Here is a 15,620-nt window from a genome sequence, read left to right as displayed (position 1 = left end):
TCCTGGTCGCGGACGAGCCAACCACGGCGCTCGATGCCACGGTCCAGTTGCAGGTGCTGCGCTTGCTGCGCCGTTTGCATCGTGATCGTGGCATGGCGCTCGCATTGGTCACCCACGACATGGGCCTGGTCGCAGAGCTGTGTGACCGCGTCTACGTCATGCAGGCTGGGCGAGTGGTGGAGGAGGCCGACGTGTTCACGCTGTTCGATGCGCCGCAGCACCCGACCACCGCGAGGCTGGTGGCACTGAGCCGGCAGCGCCACCTCCCGGTCCTGGCCACCGCGGGATGAGCCAGGCGATCCTGAGTGCGCGGGGCATCGTTCAGGAATTTACCGCACCATCGTGGCGGCGAGCGAAAATCCGCGCCCTGGACGGCATCGATCTGGACGTGCGGGAGGGTGAGACGCTGGCCATCGTCGGCGAATCCGGTTCTGGCAAGTCAAGTCTCGCCCGGCTGCTGCTCGCGCTCGCTAAACCCAGCGCCGGCATCATCGCCTATCGCGGTACGCCGATATCAGCCCTGTCCCGGACCCAGCGCCGCATCTATCGCCGTGACGTTCAGGCCGTGTTCCAGGATCCGGCCGCATCGCTCAACCCGCGCATGCAGGTGATGCAGACTCTGTCCTACGTGCTGCTGGAGCACCGGCTGGCAACGCCCGCCACAGTGCGCGGCGTGATCGAGGCGCAGCTCGAAGCGGTGGGCCTCTCGCCGGCTGCTGGCTTTCTGACGCGCTACCCACATCAACTCTCCGGCGGCCAGCAGCAGCGGATCGCCATCGCGCGCGCATTGCTGTTGCAGCCGAGGCTGATCATCGCGGATGAACCCCTGTCCAGCCTCGATGTGTCCGTCCAGGCGCAGGTTCTCGCGCTTATGGCAGACCTGCAGGCCCGGCTCGGCATCGGCTTTGTGGTGATCAGCCACGACCTCGGTGCGATGGAAGCAATTGCCGATCGCGTTGCAGTGATGTATCGCGGCCGTATTGTCGAGGCGGGTCCCGACGTACTCAAGCACCCGCAACATGCCTATACGCAGACACTGTTGGACGCCAGGTTGATCCCAGATCCACGCCGTGCCCGTGCCCGCGCTGCTGCCGAAGAATCTCTGCAAAGGAGCTCCTAATGCGATCCAGCCATATACGCCGCCTCGTTGGGGCATTCCTGCTATCGGCCTGCGCCGTCTCACCCGTCTGGGCCCAGAGCCCCGCCCAAAGCCCCGTCCAGAGCCCCGCGCCCAAGCGCGGTGGTGATATCGTGATGACACTGGATGCGACCGGCATGGCGATCCTCAATACGGAACTGACCTCCCAGTCCCCGGCACTCTGGATGGCCGATGTCTGGGCGGACGGGCTGCTGGCCCATGACGCTGCCGCCCATCGTGTGCCGCATCTTGCCACCAGCTGGACGATCTCGCCCGATGGCCGCATCTACACGTTTCACCTACGCCAGGGTGTGAAATGGTCGGACGGCCAGCCCTTCACCGCCAAGGACGTCGCCTTCACGCTCACCCAATTCGGCAAGCTCAACCCGTTCCTCACCAAGCTGACGCCCCTGGTGGCCAAGGTCGAAACACCGGATGAATTTACAGCGGTGATCACGCTGACGCAGCCGGTGACCGCGGCGCTCGAATTGTTCGACAAGGAAAACTTTGAGCTGATGCCGGAGCATATCTATGCCGGCACCGATCTCGCCACCAACCCGGCCAATCGCAAGCCGATCGGGCTTGGTCCATTCAAGTTGGATTCATGGGAGCCGGGCCGGTCGTTGATCTTCGTGCGCAATCCATACTACTGGGATCAGCCCAAGCCGTATCTGGATCGCGTCTTGGTGGCCTTGGCGCCGAGTGCGCAACAGCAATTGAATGCCGTGATCCAAGGCGAGGCCGACTGGATGCAATTCCTGGATTTCAGCCAGGTGCAACAAGCGCAGCAGGCCATGGGCAATGGCCGCTTCAAGGTGGTGAAGATCGTCATCAACGCGCCCGAGCGGGCATCGCTCGACTTCAACCTACGCCGGTCGCCGATCAGCGACGTGCGCGTGCGTCGTGCCTTGTTCCAAGCGACGGACCGGCAACGGATCAACGCCGATGCCTATCGTGGGCTGGCGTTCCCCGCCACCAGCGCCATCCCCGAGCAGTTCACCAACCTGTATGATCCTTCGGTGAACTACACCACGATGTATCCCTACGACCCCGCCGCCGCCGGCAAGCAATTGGACGAGGCGGGGTTTCCGCTGAAGGACGGTAAGCGATTTTCGCTGGAGTTGGCCTACGCAGCCGGGCCGCCCTTCGATGCGATCGCCCGCAGCATTGCCGCGCAGTGGCTGCAGGTGGGAGTGGACGTGCGGCTAACGGGGACGGACGCGCAGATCTGGGCGGACAAGGTCTACCACAAATACGATTTCGACGTGTCGCTGACGTCGTTAACCGGACGCTCCGACCCGACATTGGGTGTCGATCGCAGCTTCGTCTGCAACCCGGCGCCGATTTCGTATACGAACCCGACCGGCTACTGCAATCCGGACCTGGACCGTATTGCGGCGGCGGCTGCCGCCGCGCCCGAAGACCAGCGGAAAGCGTTATACAAGCAGTACGAGGAAATTGTCGCCCGCGATCTGAACGAAATCACCCTGACCAACGCGCCGACCTATAATGCCGTGTCGACCCGCTTTGCCAATCTCGACGCGCAGTTCAACATCTCTTTCAATGAGCATCCCAACTGGGCGGAGGCCTGGCTGCCGAACAGTCAATAGCCGCACATCGGGCACCCGCTCCTTTTGGAGGGGGCAAAGCCGCGCTAGAGCCCTGCCGTGTTGATGCTGCGTCCCTTGGGCCGCGGCAGCCCCAAATGGTCGCGCAGGGTCGATCCCGAATACTCTCGCCGGAACACACCTAGGCGCTGTAAGACAGGCACGACCTGGTCGACGAAGGTTGCGAGGTCGTCTGGAAAGAGCGGCGGCAAAATGTTGAAGCCGTCGCAGCCACCCGCTTCCAGCCAATGCGACATGTGGCCAGCCAATTGCTCCGGCGTGCCGACGAAGGATTGGTGAACGCGCGAGCGCACCATGATCCGTGCTGCGTCACGCAGCGTCAACGCCTCCCGCTCCGCCCTTTCGACCAGAGTGGTCGCGTTCCGGTTGAGAGCCGGGCTCGACGCGCGAATATCCGCTGTCGGCAATGGCTGGTCGAGCGGATGATCATAGAGGCGGAACTTCGTCATTTCCGTCAGCATCCAGACACCAACGGCAGGATCGACGAGTTCCGCGAACTCCTCGGCCCGGCGTTGCGCCGCGGCCTCCGTGTCGCCCAGCATCGGCGACAGGCCCGGCATGATTTTCACGCTGTTGGCCGAGCGGCCCCTCGCTGCCATGCGGGCATGAATATCGGACCGGAACGCCTGCGCCTCGGGCAACTCGCCTTGGGCGGTGAATATCGCCTCGCCGATGCGGGCTGCGAAGTCCCGCCCGGGCGGACTGCCGCCCGCCTGCACCAGCACTGGCCAACCCTGCGGCGGTCGCGGCATCATCGCCGGCCCGGCAACCGCGAAGAACGGACTGCTATGGTCGACGGCGTGAATGCTGGCCGGATCCAGGAATTGACCGGTGGCGGCGTCACCCACCACGGCGCCGTCATCCCAACTATCCCAAAGACCGGTTACGACATCGACGAAAGCAGCAGCCCGCTCGTATCGCAGCGCCTTGTCCATCGCATGGGTGCGGCTGAAATTCAACGCCGACTTGTCGTCCGATGTGGTGACCACGTTCCAGCCGGCGCGGCCGCCGCTCAGATGATCGAGGGTCGCAAACTTGGACGCAATCGAGAACGGCTCGTGATAGGTCGTCGAGAGCGTGGCAACCAATCCAATCCGCTCGGTCACACTGGCGATGGCCGAGACGATGGAAACCGGATCGAGGTTGTTGATGGCGACCTGCCCCATCACGCGCCCCTCCCGCTCGCGCGCGTTCAGCGCATCGCCGACGAAAAACATGTCAAACTTGCCGCGCTCGGCGATCTGCGCGCATTCGCGGTAATAGCCGAGTTCGGTGATGCGCTGCGCCTGCATCGCGGGATGCCGCCAGGCAGCGATGTGGTGACCGCCTGGATAGATAAATACGCCGAGATGGAGCTGCCGCCCGGTCATGCTGCGAACTGACTGCGGGGCCGGGGCAGGTGGAGATGCTCCCGCAACGTGCGCCCTACGGCGACAGCCGGGCGCAACGAGCGGGCGCGCAACTCTGGGATCACGTCGGTCGCAAAAAGTTCCAGATCCAACGGCAACACCGCCGGGGCGATATGGAAGCCATCGCACAGCCCACCCGCGAATAGGTCTGCCAGCCTCGCCGCAAGGGCTGCTGGCGTGCCGATGAAGGGAATGCCGCCCAGCGACCAGGCAAGTTGTGGCGCCTCGCCTGTCCGGCCCGCATCCGCCAGCAGCGCCGCAGCAAGCGGCCCGGTGACCATGCCGTCGAGCACCGCGGCGCGCGTGTCCGCTTCCGCCTGCGTCCGCGCGAGCAGTGGGACAATGGTGGCCAGCAGAAGAGGCCGCGCGCCCAGTGCGTCGCGCAGGCCAGCCAGTTGATCCGGTGCCGTTACCGTGGCCAAGAAAACATCCGCGGTAACGGCGGCCAGAGCCAGCCCCTCCCGGCTGTGATCGCTCTGCACGATGACGGGATGGCCTTGCAGCGGTCGTGGCGCGTTCAGCGGCCCACGGACCGAAAAATACTCCCCTCTATGGGTGATCCGGTGAACCCGGGCCGGGTCCGTAAACAACCCGGCCGGCTTGTCCAGCACGATCGCTTCGTCTTCCCAGCTATCCCATAGCTTGCGTACGACGCTGATGCATTCGAGTGCACGCGCATATCGGGCTGACACGTCGCGTGCCTCGGCATGGGCAAAGTCTCCGGGTCGATACGTTTTTTCCCTAACATCGGCGATCCAGGCGGTGCGCCCCGCCGTCAACCGGTCCGCACCGGCAAACGAGCGGGCAATGTTGAACGGCTCGGCGTGATCGACGGGGACCGACGCCCCTAGACCGATCTGCTCGCCATCTGCGGCCAGCGCAGCGATCAAGGGCATCGCATCGAGTTCGAACGTGCCAGCCTGCCCGCTGGCCGCTACGGCCGGCCCCCAGGGTGAACTGCCGAACAAAATAGCGTCCAGGCCAGCGCGCTCCGCCTGCAGCGTGAGCTTTCGGAACCAGGCTAGTGACGGCGCACGCGGTGCCCCGCCAACCCGCCAGGCCGCGGGGTGGGCGCCGCAGCCGGCCCCAGAGACGGTCAGCAGCATGGATCGCCCGGATGCCATCATGTCTATACCTAACACCCGAATTTTCGTAGCGTAAAGGGACGCCCGGGGGCCCCGCCTCGGCGCTCGTTATGGGGCAAACACCATGAAGCGTATGATGTCGCTTGGCATGCTGACCGGCGGCGGAACCGGCAATCACCCGGCCGCCTGGATGCACCCCGACACGAACGCCGGCGCATCCACCGACATCGCTTTTCTACGCGGTCTTGTCGAACTGGCTGAGCGCGGCAAATTCGACCTGTTCTTCGTCGCCGATACCCCGGCTGCACGCACCGAGAATCTGCACGCGTGGAGCCGTTTCCCCATGTTCATGAACGTGCTGGAGCCTGTCACCCTCCTGACCGCGCTCGCCAGTGCGACGAGCCGCATCGGCCTGGGCGGTACCGTTTCCACCAGCTTCTCCGAACCCTATAATGTCGCGCGCCAGTTCGCGTCGCTGGACCATGTCACCGCCGGGCGGGCGGCATGGAACGTCGTGACCTCGGCTAATGACTACGCGGCGCGCAATTTCGGCCAGGCTATGCTGCCGCCGCACGCGCTGCGCTACGAGCGGGCCGGTGAATTCGTTGATCTGGTGCGCAAGCTGTGGGACACCTGGGATGATGACGCCTTTATTCGCGACCGCGACCGCGGGCTCTATTTCGACCCGGCGCGCATGCATGTCACGCATCACGAAGGCAAGTATTTCAAGCTCGATGGAGCGCTGAACGTCGCCCGTTCGCCGCAGGGACATCCGGTGATCATCCAGGCTGGCGCGTCGGAAACCGGCCTCGACCTCGCCGCCCGCACGGCCGAAGTGGTGTTTGCCTCGGCGTCGAACCCGGACGATGCAAAGCGCAACTACGACGATTTGAAAGGCCGCCTGGCGAAATACGGCCGCGCCCCAGATGATCTAAAGATCCTGGCGGGCCTACCCATCGTGCTGGGCCGCACGCAGGCAGAGGCGGAGGACAAGGCACAGGCGTTGCAGGACATGATCCATCCCGATGTCGGCCGCTTCCGCCTGGGCACCGACCTCGAAGCAGATTTGTCGGATCTACCACTGGACGAGCCGATCCCGTTGCACCGCCTGCCCAAGAGCGCCAATCAGCACAAGGCGTTCTTCGATGGGATTATGAAGATCATCCGGGAGGAGAATCCGACCCTGCGGCAGCTTTACCTGCGCTACGAACGCGGCCGCAAGACCATCAAGGGCACGCCGTCCCAGATCGCCGACGTGATGGAGGCGTGGTTTACCAGCCAGGCCTGCGACGGGTTCATGATGCAGTTCCAGGTCCTGCCCGGCGGCCTGGACGATTTCGTGGCGGGCGTGGTGCCTGAGTTGCAGCGCCGTGGCCTGTTTCGCCTCGACTATGCCGGGTCGACCTTGCGCGACCATCTGGGCCTTCGACGGCCAGAGAATACGAACACGCGCAGTTCCGGCTGATAGCACCGGTGAACAGGGGTTAGCTTCCCTTCGCGTCCGGACCCGCCGCAGGATCATGTCCTCGGACAGCCGCGCGATGATAAGACATCCGCGCCTGATGATGCTGGACGAACCACCATTCGGACTGTCGCCACTGATGGTGGAGCGAATCCTGAGCGTGGTGCGAACCCTGGTGCGTGATCATGGACTGACGGTGCTGCTCAGAATGTAGGACATGCCTAACCCGGCCACGACTGCGTGCCGGGCGGTCCAAGGCATGGGCCAAGCGGGAGCGCCTACGCCTCTACGTCTGAGCACCGCCGTTGACCGCTATCATTTGGCCGGAGATGAACCCGCCTTCCTCGGAACAGAGCAGGGCTACGGCGGCAGCCACGTCGGCGGGCAATCCGGTGCGCCCCAGTGGCACGCGGAGTCGCTCGGCCTGCTCGGCGGTGTCGGCGCTCTCCTGCCCATCCTGCCGGATTGGACCCGGCGAGATGCTGTTGGCTGTGATACCATACGGCCCAAACTCGGTCGCGATTGATTTGGCCAACCCCCAGCCGCCATGTTTGGCTGCCGCAATATGCGCGTAGCCTGTTGCCCCACGGATGGAATTCATCCCGCTAAAGTTGATGATACGGCCCCAGCGCCGTTCTATCATCCCCGGGAGAAAGGCACGCGACAACCAGAAGCAAGCGCCCAGATTGGTATCGAGCACGCTCGTCCAGTCGGCATCGCTGATCGACAGTAGCGGCTGGTGCGGGCGTGAGCCGGCATTGTTGACGAGGATGTCGATCGTACCAAATCGATCCAAGGCGGCGATCCCCAGACGCCGGGCTTCCGGCAGGAGGCCGACATCACCCATGAGAACCAGCGCCTCGACGCCTAGCGCGCGCACGTCCGTTGCCACGGCTTCGCAGGCCGCCTGGTTGGCGCGGCCGTTGACAACGATGTTAACTCCCACCCGTGCGAGCTTGAGCGCGATGGCGCGGCCGATGTTCCGGCCGGAGCCTGAGATGAAAGCAGTGCGTTGCATGTTGCGAAACTCCAACAGTTTGCCGTTTTCTCAGTCGGCCAGCCATCACACACCCTTACATGCGTATGCAGATGGCCAGTTCTGCGTGTGGGCAATCTCCCCCGGCCAGCTGAGTTTGTCACGCCCAAGCATCAGCGTCATCGGTTGTCGCCAAACATGACAGGCGGGCGGTTTTCCGCTTCGCCGTGGGCGAGCGCTCTCGCACTTGCCCCTTGATGACCTGACCATCAACTACGAACTCGCGGCGTCCCAAGGTTTCAAGCCAAACGATTGGTAGCTCGTCGAGCGCTGAAGCCGCCGGTAAAAGTAACCGTTCGCACCGGGACTTCGGTGCGGATACGCTCCGCGTCCGCCAGTGCCGGCTGTTACGATGCCGCCCGCAGGAGTGGAGCCAACCCGTAGTTCCTAGTGCGCCCGGTCACCAAGCCGGTTGCGACACCGTCCGTCATCATGGCCAGGGCTACGAGGTCTGCGTCGCCATACCGCCCTCCAACGACGCCGATATTTTGCGCATGACCTACCTTGCGAGGATCAAAACAAGGATCGTCGCTAGAACGCGTCCGCACCGTCATGATAACTCCGTGATCGGTGAAGCGTATTCGATAGACCGTTGCGGTCGCAAGAGGTTGCCGAGCCCGTCGAAGCGCATCTATCTGACCTAGCAAACACGTCGCGGGAAGGGTGTTTATCAAGTCTTGTCTCGTCTCCTCTCCTCATGTTACCGACGCTCGTAGGGGTCACATCAGGCGTCCGCTGCGCCGCGGGTTGGTAGCAGGACAGCGGGGGCTGGGGTTCAGCCGCGCTGGACGGCGACGATCTCCTGCGGCCGGGCATTGGTGTCGTTGACGCCGGGCATGTTCTCGCCGGCGGCCAAGCGAGCGCATCGACATACCCGGGGCCAAGGCGCTGTTGGCGCAGGCCGGGTATGATGGCCGCAAGGTCGTGTTCTTCAACGCAACCGACAAACCGGCCGTCAGGATCGCAGCAAGGCCGCCAGTCGAGGAACGAAGTCTTGCCCGTGCCCCTCGGCCACCGCTTTGTCCAGCGTGGCGCTCACCGCAACGGCAATCGTCTGGTCAACACCGCTCGCCGTCGCCGCCTGGCGATAGTAGCTCAGGTCCTTCGCGGCGTTGCTGAGGAAAAACGGCATGTTGGAGGCGTCGCCCTGTAGCAAGAACGGCGTCATGCGTTGCAGTGCCATGCCGCCACCACCGCCCTGGTTCAACACCTCGATCAGCGTGGACATGGGGAGACCGGCCTTCTCACCATGGGCCGCAACCTCCGCCAACAGCGCCACGAAGCCGAGTGAGACGTAGTTGTGCAGCAGTTTCATCAGATGGCCGGCCCCAACGCCGCCGACATGGGTGATGGTTTCGCTGAACGTGTCCAGCACCGGGCGCACACGGTCGAGCAACGCCGGGTCACCGCCGATCAGCAGGTTGAGCGTGCCGGTCCTGGCTTGGGGCGGTAATCGGGTCATGGCCGCGTCCAGGAATTCGCCCCCCGCCGCGATGACACGTTCGGCCATGCGCTGGCTCGAATCCGGCAGCGCGGTCGAGCAATCCACCACCACAGTGCCCGGCCGCAGATGGGCGACCACACCATCGGGATCCGTCAGGATAGCTTCCACCTGGGGCGACCCAGTGACGCAGAGAATGACGATCTCAGACACGCCCACCACTGCCTCGATGCTGGACGCCACGAGCACTCCCAGGTCCCGCAAATCGCCGGTCGGCTGGTTTCCAGCGTGGTCCAGGATGGTCAGGCTGTAACCGGCCTTGGCAATGTTCCAGGCCAGGCCGTGCCCCATCATACCGACGCCGATCAAACCGATGGCGGGCTGCTTGCTCATCTCTTCCCCCGAATTTGTGCCGGGCCAAGCGTTGCCGGTTTGCCGCATCATACCGGAGCAGGCGGCCTGCGCCAGTCCGAACGCAGGTCCAAGGTAGCGCTGCAAACCATGGCACCCCAGATCGGCAGCATGACGCAAAACGCCGCGAAACAAAACGTGTGGGTCATGATCAGCAGAACCGGGCGGGTCGGGGCGGTCACAGCTAATGAATGCGCCTGCGACTCAACGAATACGCGCGATTCATTGATCCGTCGGCGGTCGAGTAGCGCAAGTGGCCCGATCAATGCGCCGATAAGGAATGGCACACGCCAGCCCCAGTCCATCACTGACCCGGCGCTGGGTCCGGAACTGAGCGCAGCAGCAACGCCGGACCCGGCGGCCAGGCCGAAATAGGTGCTGACAACATGGATGCCACCGTAAAGGCCGCGCCGACCACGCGGCGCCCATTCGACGATGAACGTCGCCGCGCCGCCCCACTCGCCACCGGCCGAAAAGCCCTGAAGCAAGCGCGCCAACGTCAAGATGATTGGGGCGGCGATGCCGATCTGCGCATAGGTTGGGATCACGCCGATCACCCCCGTGCCAATGGCCATCGCGAGAACAAGCAGCAGCAGCGCCGGCTTTCGCCCATGCCGGTCCCCGAACCGGCCAATGAGAAAACCGCCAAGCGGACGGATAACAAATCCAACACCGGACTCCTCAAGGAAAGACAGCGTCAATAGTCCCCGGCGCCATTCCATTGGAGATCGATTTGCTTTGCGGCGCGAATGATCGAACCAGATGAATACAAGAGGACTATAGAAGAGTCCATATAATGGACACTACCGGGAGCAGTTCCCTTAGGACAGAACCATTATACAGGCGAGAATTTATGACAATAAAAAAACGCACCAACATACGTCCACATCGTGGACGTTGTAGATCATGCTTGCCATCGCGGGAACAAGCCGCATAGTCAGCCACAGCGATAATACCGATCCAGAGGCAAGCCATGACACTGATCGATCTCAGCCGCGAAATTTACCACAAGATGCCACGGCTGCCGAACCATCCCATGATCATCATATCCGCCTTTACGACGCACGAGGAAAAACGTGTCGCCGACGGCTACAGCTTCTCATCAGCCGTCACCTCCTTGAACATGGGCGATCATTCCGGCACCCATGTCGACGCGCCCGTGCATTTCGACGACCGACCCGGCGCCAAATCCATCGACGAAATCCCGCTGGAGAACTACTTCACCGAAGCAGTCTGTCTCGACCTGTCGCACATGCCGCTCAAGAGCGACATCAGCATTGCCGACCTCGTGGCCGCCGAAAAAGCTGCGGGAATCGAGATCCGTCCGAAGGACACTGTGCTGTTGCATATGGATTTCTACCGGCGCGCCTTCGGAACGGAGGGTTACATCACCGACTTTCCTGGCCTGACCAAGGAATCGGCAACCTGGCTCGGCAACAAGGGCATCACCATGTTCGGGGTCGAGGCAGCAAGCCCGGGCCGCCCAGGGCGCAGCAATTTCGAGGTGCATCATGTCTGCCGCGACATGGGCTTCACCCATATCGAGGGCCTCATGAACATGGAGCAACTCGTCGGCAAGGGCCGGTTCCGCTTCATCGGATTCCCGTTGAAGATCAAGGGCGGCACCGGCAGTCCGATCCGCGCCGTCGCATGGCTCGATGACTGAAGCCTGGGCGCTGACGGCAACCGGCCTGAGCGCGGCTTTCGCCACAGGCGCTTTGACACCGGAGGCAGCGTTGGAATCGGTGCTGCACCGGATCGAGGCGGGCAATCCGGCGCTCAATGCCGTCGTGACGATCGACCTGCAAGGCGCGCGCCGCGCGGCAGCGGCGGCCGGTACAAGATGGCGTTGCGGCCAGTCACTCGGACCTCTCGACGGCGTGCCGCTGACAATCAAGGATAATCTGCACGTCGGCGGCCTCCGCGCCACCTGGGGAAGCCGCCTCTTCGCCGACTTCATCGCCCCGCAAGACGACCTTCCCGTCGCGCGGTTACGAGCCGCCGGGGCAGTCATCGTCGGCAAGACCAACACACCCGAACTGTCCCTTTCGGGATATACCGATAATCTCGTCTTTGGCTCGACCGGCAACCCGTGGGCACCTGCACTATCTCCCGGGGGTTCCAGCGGTGGCCCGGTGGCGGCCGTGTCCTCTGGCATGGGGCCCCTGGCGCTCGCCACGGATGCCGGCGGCTCCATTCGGCGGCCCTCGGGCCATGCTGGGGTCGCAGGTTTGAAGCCGGGTGTCGGCCGCGTTCCTCAGCGGTTCGGCTTTCCGGCATTGGCGCATGATCTGCAAGTGATCGGCCCGATCGCCCGGTGTGTCGCCGATCTGCGCACCGCGTTCTTGCTGATGGCGCCTGCGCTTCCGCCTGTAGCGCCTTCCCTGGGCAGGCTACGCATTGGCAGTTTTGCCGCTATCGGCAACGCGCCGATCGAGCCCGCCGTTACGGCGGCATTCGCCGCCGCCTGCGACGTGTTGCGCGCGCAGGGCCACAGCGTAACGGCAATCGCGCCGCTCTGGGATCCCGACGAGGTCGGCGCGCTGTTCAGCATACTCGCAAGCGTGGGTGTCGCCCGCGTCATGACAACGATGCCGGGTTGGGAAACCAACGTGACTGCCGCGATCGCCAAACAAGCCCATGCCGGGTTCGCCGTCAGCGCGACGGACTATGTGCTGGCGCTTGACCGGCTGAGCGCGTTTCGTGCTGGATTGCTCGACGCAATGCGCGGCTGGGATGTCATCGCGACGCCGTCTTCCCCGGCATTGCCCTGGCCGCGGGCGAACCCCTATCCCACCCCGATCGATGGACGGACCGCCCCACCCGGCGCCGCCGCCATATTCTCGACAGCGATCAATCTGGCCGGGCTGCCCGCGATTGTCGTGCCCGCGCCATTGCCGCCGGGAGCGCTCCCGGTCGGATTGCAGTTGATCGCTGCGCCCGATAGGGAAATCCTGCTGCTTGATCTGGCGGAGCACTTCGAGGCAGCGAGCCCGTGGCGCCAGATTGCCATTGCGGCCGAGCCGACGCTGCTGAATTGCGAAGAAACCGCGCACTAGGAAATCCGACGTCCCTTCCCCATTCACCCAGAAGGCACCCACCTCCGGCGCATCTTGCGATGAGGCGTGGGGGGCTCGCCAATTCCCTCCCGGTGTGTCGGATGATTTGCCAAGCAGCCTTAGGTGCCCGTGGAGCGGACCGGAAACTGCGACATGTCCAGCCCCTCCAACCAGGCCGGTCCACCCTGTGCAATCCAGCAAGCTGCCGCGACATGAGCAAAAGCTTGATGGATCACCAAATCACGCTCGCTGAAAGTACCGCGTGCGGCGTTGGCGCATATGAGCACGCCGAGGTAATCGCCTTTCCAAAGCAGAGGTGCGAACAATGTCGAACCGGCCTTGAACGTTTGCAGTATCTTCACGAAGCTTGAATGCAGCGTCGTGTCGCGTAACAGCAGGGGCCGCCGGGTATGGGCGATCTCGCCAGGATGTCCCAGCGCGATATCGACGAGTTCGTGATATTGTTCAGGCAGGAAATTCACCGGCGCGGTGATCAGATGGTGTCGTCCATCCGGCGTGCGCATGAAGGCAACGGCCGCAGATGTTGCCGCAAGAGGCCCGGCTTCCCGGAATGCATTCGGGCGTGTCGACGCTGTGGGATCCCCTAACAGCGCCGGAATATTGCGGGTAATGCACCACAGCGCCTCCTCGGGCCCTTCGGCCGCGCACGCGTCGGCTGTGATGCGTGATAAGGCCAGGACATGTTCCAATGCATTCGAAGCTGACACGGCGGGCGACCTCCGGTTGGGTGATGTCGTGAGTGGGCCTGCGCTGTAGCACACGCCCACGACATAAGCAGTGCTGGTGGCGCAATGAGTTCCAGGCTGGTCCGATTTTTGCTTCGTGATTGACACCCGGGTTTGCCCAATTTGAGTCGCCGCAACGATGCTGAATAGGAACAATCGATGATCAGCCGACGTCGCGTTCTCGCTTCCACAGCTTTGCTTGCCGCGCCCGCCCTGCTGACGGCAGCAGCGCCCGAGACGGTCAAGATCGGCACCATTCTCGGCGCACCGAACATGGCTTCTTTTCTGCTTCCCGATTACCTCAAGAAGGTGAACATCGATGCAGAGATCGTCGTATTCGCCAATATCGTGCAGCGGATGCAGGCGGTTGCATCGGGTGATATCCAGATCGGCTATGGCGGCATCAATGCGGCAATCGGGCTCGCCGGACGCGGAACCCCGTTGGTGCTGCTCTCCAACGCCACTGCCGGCGGGTGGTATTTGATCGGTGGCCCGGCGGTAACGAGCGTTGCCGATCTCAAGGGCAAGAAGGTCGCCGTGCAAGCGGCCAGTATCTCCCATCTGTGCCTGCAGTGGAAACTGAGGCACGAAGGCATATTCGACAGCGTGGACGTCCTCGGCATGGATAACAACGCCATGCCGATCGCCATGCAGCGCGGCGATGTCGACGCAGCGATGGCGTTCGAACCGCACGCGACCTACATCGTCATGAACAACTGGGGTCACCCGGTATGGGAACCCTACGACACGCCAATGGGCCGGCTGAACCTCGGCGTCATCGCAACGCCGGATTACGTGGCCAAGAACCCTGCCATCACCAAGGCGATTATCCAAGCCCACAAGGCGGCCACGGCGGACCTGGCGCGGGACAGCACCCAGGCCGCAGACGCGGTGGTGAAGACGCTCAACATGCCTCGGAACGTCGCCGTCGAGTCGCTCAAGAACGTGTTCTTCACCACGGATTCGGGGCCGGCATTTCACAGCCAGGTCAGTGCCCTCGGCGCCATGATGCTGGAGGCGAAGATGGCGCAGAAACTTCCGGATTGGCGCCAGTTCATCGACACCACGTTGATCGACGCTGCATGAGGCGGCTGCCGCTCGGCTTGGTCCCGCTGCTCGTGTTGGTAGTCGCATGGGAGATGACGGCGCGGGCCGGCGTCTATTCCAACGCATTGTTCCCCGCCCCCGCAGAAGTCGCCAGCGTCTTCATCGACGAGTGGCGCCTGCTGCTACGCCATACCGAGGCAAGTGTATTGCGCGTGGTCGTGGGTGTAGGGCTTGCGTTCATCACCGCCGTTCCGCTCGGATTGGTGGTGGGGCGCTATCCAACGGTGGACCGGCTCATGGATTGGACGATCCAGATTTTCCGCTGCTTTCCCGCCATCGCCTTGATCCCTCTGGCAATCATGTTCTTCGGCATAGGCGACCGCCCCGCAATCGTACTCATCTGGTTCGCCTCGTTCTGGCCGCTGCTGATCAGCACGATTTTCGGCGTCCGCAACGTCGAGCGTACATTGCTTGCCGTGGCGCAGGTCGCACGCGCCAGCGACCTGCTCGTGCTGCGCGACATCCTCTTGCCGAACGCATTGCCGTCCATTCTCACCGGGTTCCGCCTTGCCACCGGGGCCGGCTGGTTGACGGTGGTGACCGCCGAAATGATGGCGGTGAAATCGGGCCTCGGCTACATGATTCTCTACGCACAAATGGTGTTCCGGCCAGACGAGGTCGTTGCTGGCATCCTTATTATCGGGACGATCGGGCTGGTGTTCGACCAGATGATCCACCTGTTGCGACGCTATTTTTGCCGGTGGCAGGATGGGCTGGTGATGGCGCCGTGACGAATGTCGGATCCTACATCACGCTGGATGGCGTAACCAAGACCTATAGCCGCCGCGGCGAGGACGTGGTGGCGCTGGAGCATATCGACCTGCAGGCCGCACTGGGCGAGTTCATTTGCCTGCTCGGCGTGTCCGGCTGCGGCAAGTCGACGCTGCTGAAGATCCTCGCCGGTCTGGAAGGCCCCAGCGCCGGGTCGGTCCGCATCGGCAACACCCCGCTGGCCGGCCCGCATGCGGACGCGGGGGTCGTATTCCAGGAACATGGATTGTTCCCCTGGATGACGGCGCGCGCCAACATCGCGTTCAACCTGAAGTCTCGCGGTGTGGCTGCGGCTGAACGTTGGCGCATGACCGATGAATTGGTCCG

The 15,620-nt window shown here is 63.4% G+C and carries 15 protein-coding genes and 1 pseudogene; 10 read left to right on the top strand and 6 right to left on the bottom strand.

Translation table 11 applies throughout. The features are described from left to right. From oppD to GSQ76_RS22075, 3 genes and pseudogenes are all read left to right on the top strand, one after another. A pseudogene (gene oppD / locus GSQ76_RS22085) lies at positions 1–290 on the top strand (oligopeptide ABC transporter ATP-binding protein OppD); the annotation flags it as partial. Beyond that, positions 287–1,120 (top strand): ATP-binding cassette domain-containing protein, encoded by an 834-nt coding sequence (locus tag GSQ76_RS22080; protein WP_158746277.1) that lies wholly within the window; start codon positions 287–289, stop codon positions 1,118–1,120. The pseudogene oppD and the gene GSQ76_RS22080, both read left to right, overlap by 4 nt. After that, entirely contained in the window at positions 1,120–2,748 is a 1,629-nt protein-coding gene (locus GSQ76_RS22075) for an ABC transporter substrate-binding protein (RefSeq protein ID WP_158746276.1), read from the top strand. Before GSQ76_RS22080 ends, GSQ76_RS22075 begins: the two co-directional genes overlap by 1 nt. Positions 2,749–2,792: 44 nt before the next feature. Here the strand turns inward: GSQ76_RS22075 and GSQ76_RS22070 are convergent, their stop codons facing one another. Then, entirely contained in the window at positions 2,793–4,136 is a 1,344-nt protein-coding gene (locus GSQ76_RS22070; RefSeq protein WP_158746275.1) for an LLM class flavin-dependent oxidoreductase, read from the bottom strand. Continuing rightward, positions 4,133–5,302, bottom strand: coding sequence for an LLM class flavin-dependent oxidoreductase (locus GSQ76_RS22065; protein WP_158746274.1), 1,170 nt, complete (start codon positions 5,300–5,302; stop codon positions 4,133–4,135). Before GSQ76_RS22065 ends, GSQ76_RS22070 begins: the two co-directional genes overlap by 4 nt. A gap of 82 nt (positions 5,303–5,384) precedes the next feature. Here GSQ76_RS22065 and GSQ76_RS22060 point away from each other — a divergent pair, with 82 nt between their 5' ends. Both GSQ76_RS22060 and GSQ76_RS32380 read left to right on the top strand, forming a co-directional pair. Beyond that, positions 5,385–6,725, top strand: a complete 1,341-nt coding sequence (locus tag GSQ76_RS22060) for an LLM class flavin-dependent oxidoreductase (RefSeq protein ID WP_216851218.1) — start codon at positions 5,385–5,387, stop codon at positions 6,723–6,725. Positions 6,726–6,801: 76 nt separating this feature from the next. Further along, positions 6,802–6,936: a hypothetical protein gene (locus GSQ76_RS32380; protein ID WP_256367013.1), complete on the top strand. Its 135-nt coding sequence runs from the start codon at positions 6,802–6,804 to the stop codon at positions 6,934–6,936. Between the two features lie 72 nt (positions 6,937–7,008). On the opposite strand, the gene GSQ76_RS22055 is transcribed toward GSQ76_RS32380, so the two are convergent. The 3 genes from GSQ76_RS22055 to GSQ76_RS22045 all read right to left on the bottom strand — a co-directional run bounded on the left by GSQ76_RS22055 (position 7,009) and on the right by GSQ76_RS22045 (position 10,332). Next, positions 7,009–7,740 (bottom strand): SDR family NAD(P)-dependent oxidoreductase, encoded by a 732-nt coding sequence (locus tag GSQ76_RS22055; protein WP_158746273.1) that lies wholly within the window; start codon positions 7,738–7,740, stop codon positions 7,009–7,011. Positions 7,741–8,713: 973 nt separating this feature from the next. Continuing rightward, entirely contained in the window at positions 8,714–9,592 is an 879-nt protein-coding gene (locus GSQ76_RS22050) for an NAD(P)-dependent oxidoreductase (RefSeq protein ID WP_158746272.1), read from the bottom strand. Between the two features lie 47 nt (positions 9,593–9,639). Next, a complete protein-coding gene (locus GSQ76_RS22045; protein WP_158746271.1) occupies positions 9,640–10,332 on the bottom strand; it encodes an MFS transporter in 693 nt (230 codons plus the stop codon). A 251-nt stretch (positions 10,333–10,583) separates the two neighbouring features. Between GSQ76_RS22045 and GSQ76_RS22040 the strand changes: the two genes are divergently transcribed. Both GSQ76_RS22040 and GSQ76_RS22035 read left to right on the top strand, forming a co-directional pair. Further along, positions 10,584–11,276: a cyclase family protein gene (locus tag GSQ76_RS22040; protein ID WP_158746270.1), complete on the top strand. Its 693-nt coding sequence runs from the start codon at positions 10,584–10,586 to the stop codon at positions 11,274–11,276. Beyond that, positions 11,269–12,669, top strand: coding sequence for an amidase (locus GSQ76_RS22035; protein WP_158746269.1), 1,401 nt, complete (start codon positions 11,269–11,271; stop codon positions 12,667–12,669). The genes GSQ76_RS22040 and GSQ76_RS22035 overlap by 8 nt, the downstream gene beginning before the upstream one ends. Before the next feature lie 119 nt (positions 12,670–12,788). On the opposite strand, the gene GSQ76_RS22030 is transcribed toward GSQ76_RS22035, so the two are convergent. Beyond that, a complete protein-coding gene (locus GSQ76_RS22030) occupies positions 12,789–13,397 on the bottom strand; it encodes a GAF domain-containing protein (RefSeq protein ID WP_158746268.1) in 609 nt (202 codons plus the stop codon). A gap of 177 nt (positions 13,398–13,574) precedes the next feature. Between GSQ76_RS22030 and GSQ76_RS22025 the strand changes: the two genes are divergently transcribed. From GSQ76_RS22025 to GSQ76_RS32080, 3 genes are all read left to right on the top strand, one after another. Further along, positions 13,575–14,501: an ABC transporter substrate-binding protein gene (locus tag GSQ76_RS22025; protein ID WP_158746267.1), complete on the top strand. Its 927-nt coding sequence runs from the start codon at positions 13,575–13,577 to the stop codon at positions 14,499–14,501. Continuing rightward, entirely contained in the window at positions 14,498–15,253 is a 756-nt protein-coding gene (locus GSQ76_RS22020) for an ABC transporter permease (protein ID WP_158746266.1), read from the top strand. The genes GSQ76_RS22025 and GSQ76_RS22020 overlap by 4 nt, the downstream gene beginning before the upstream one ends. After that, positions 15,250–15,620: ATP-binding cassette domain-containing protein (locus GSQ76_RS32080; RefSeq protein ID WP_158746265.1), on the top strand; the 371-nt coding region annotated here is incomplete at its 3' end. The genes GSQ76_RS22020 and GSQ76_RS32080, both read left to right, overlap by 4 nt.

Source organism: Acidisphaera sp. L21 (assembly GCF_009765685.1).
Taxonomy (GTDB): domain Bacteria; phylum Pseudomonadota; class Alphaproteobacteria; order Acetobacterales; family Acetobacteraceae; genus LMUY01.
The sequence above is the reverse complement of the archived record's forward strand: the minus strand, read 5'-3'. Positions and strand labels throughout refer to the sequence as shown.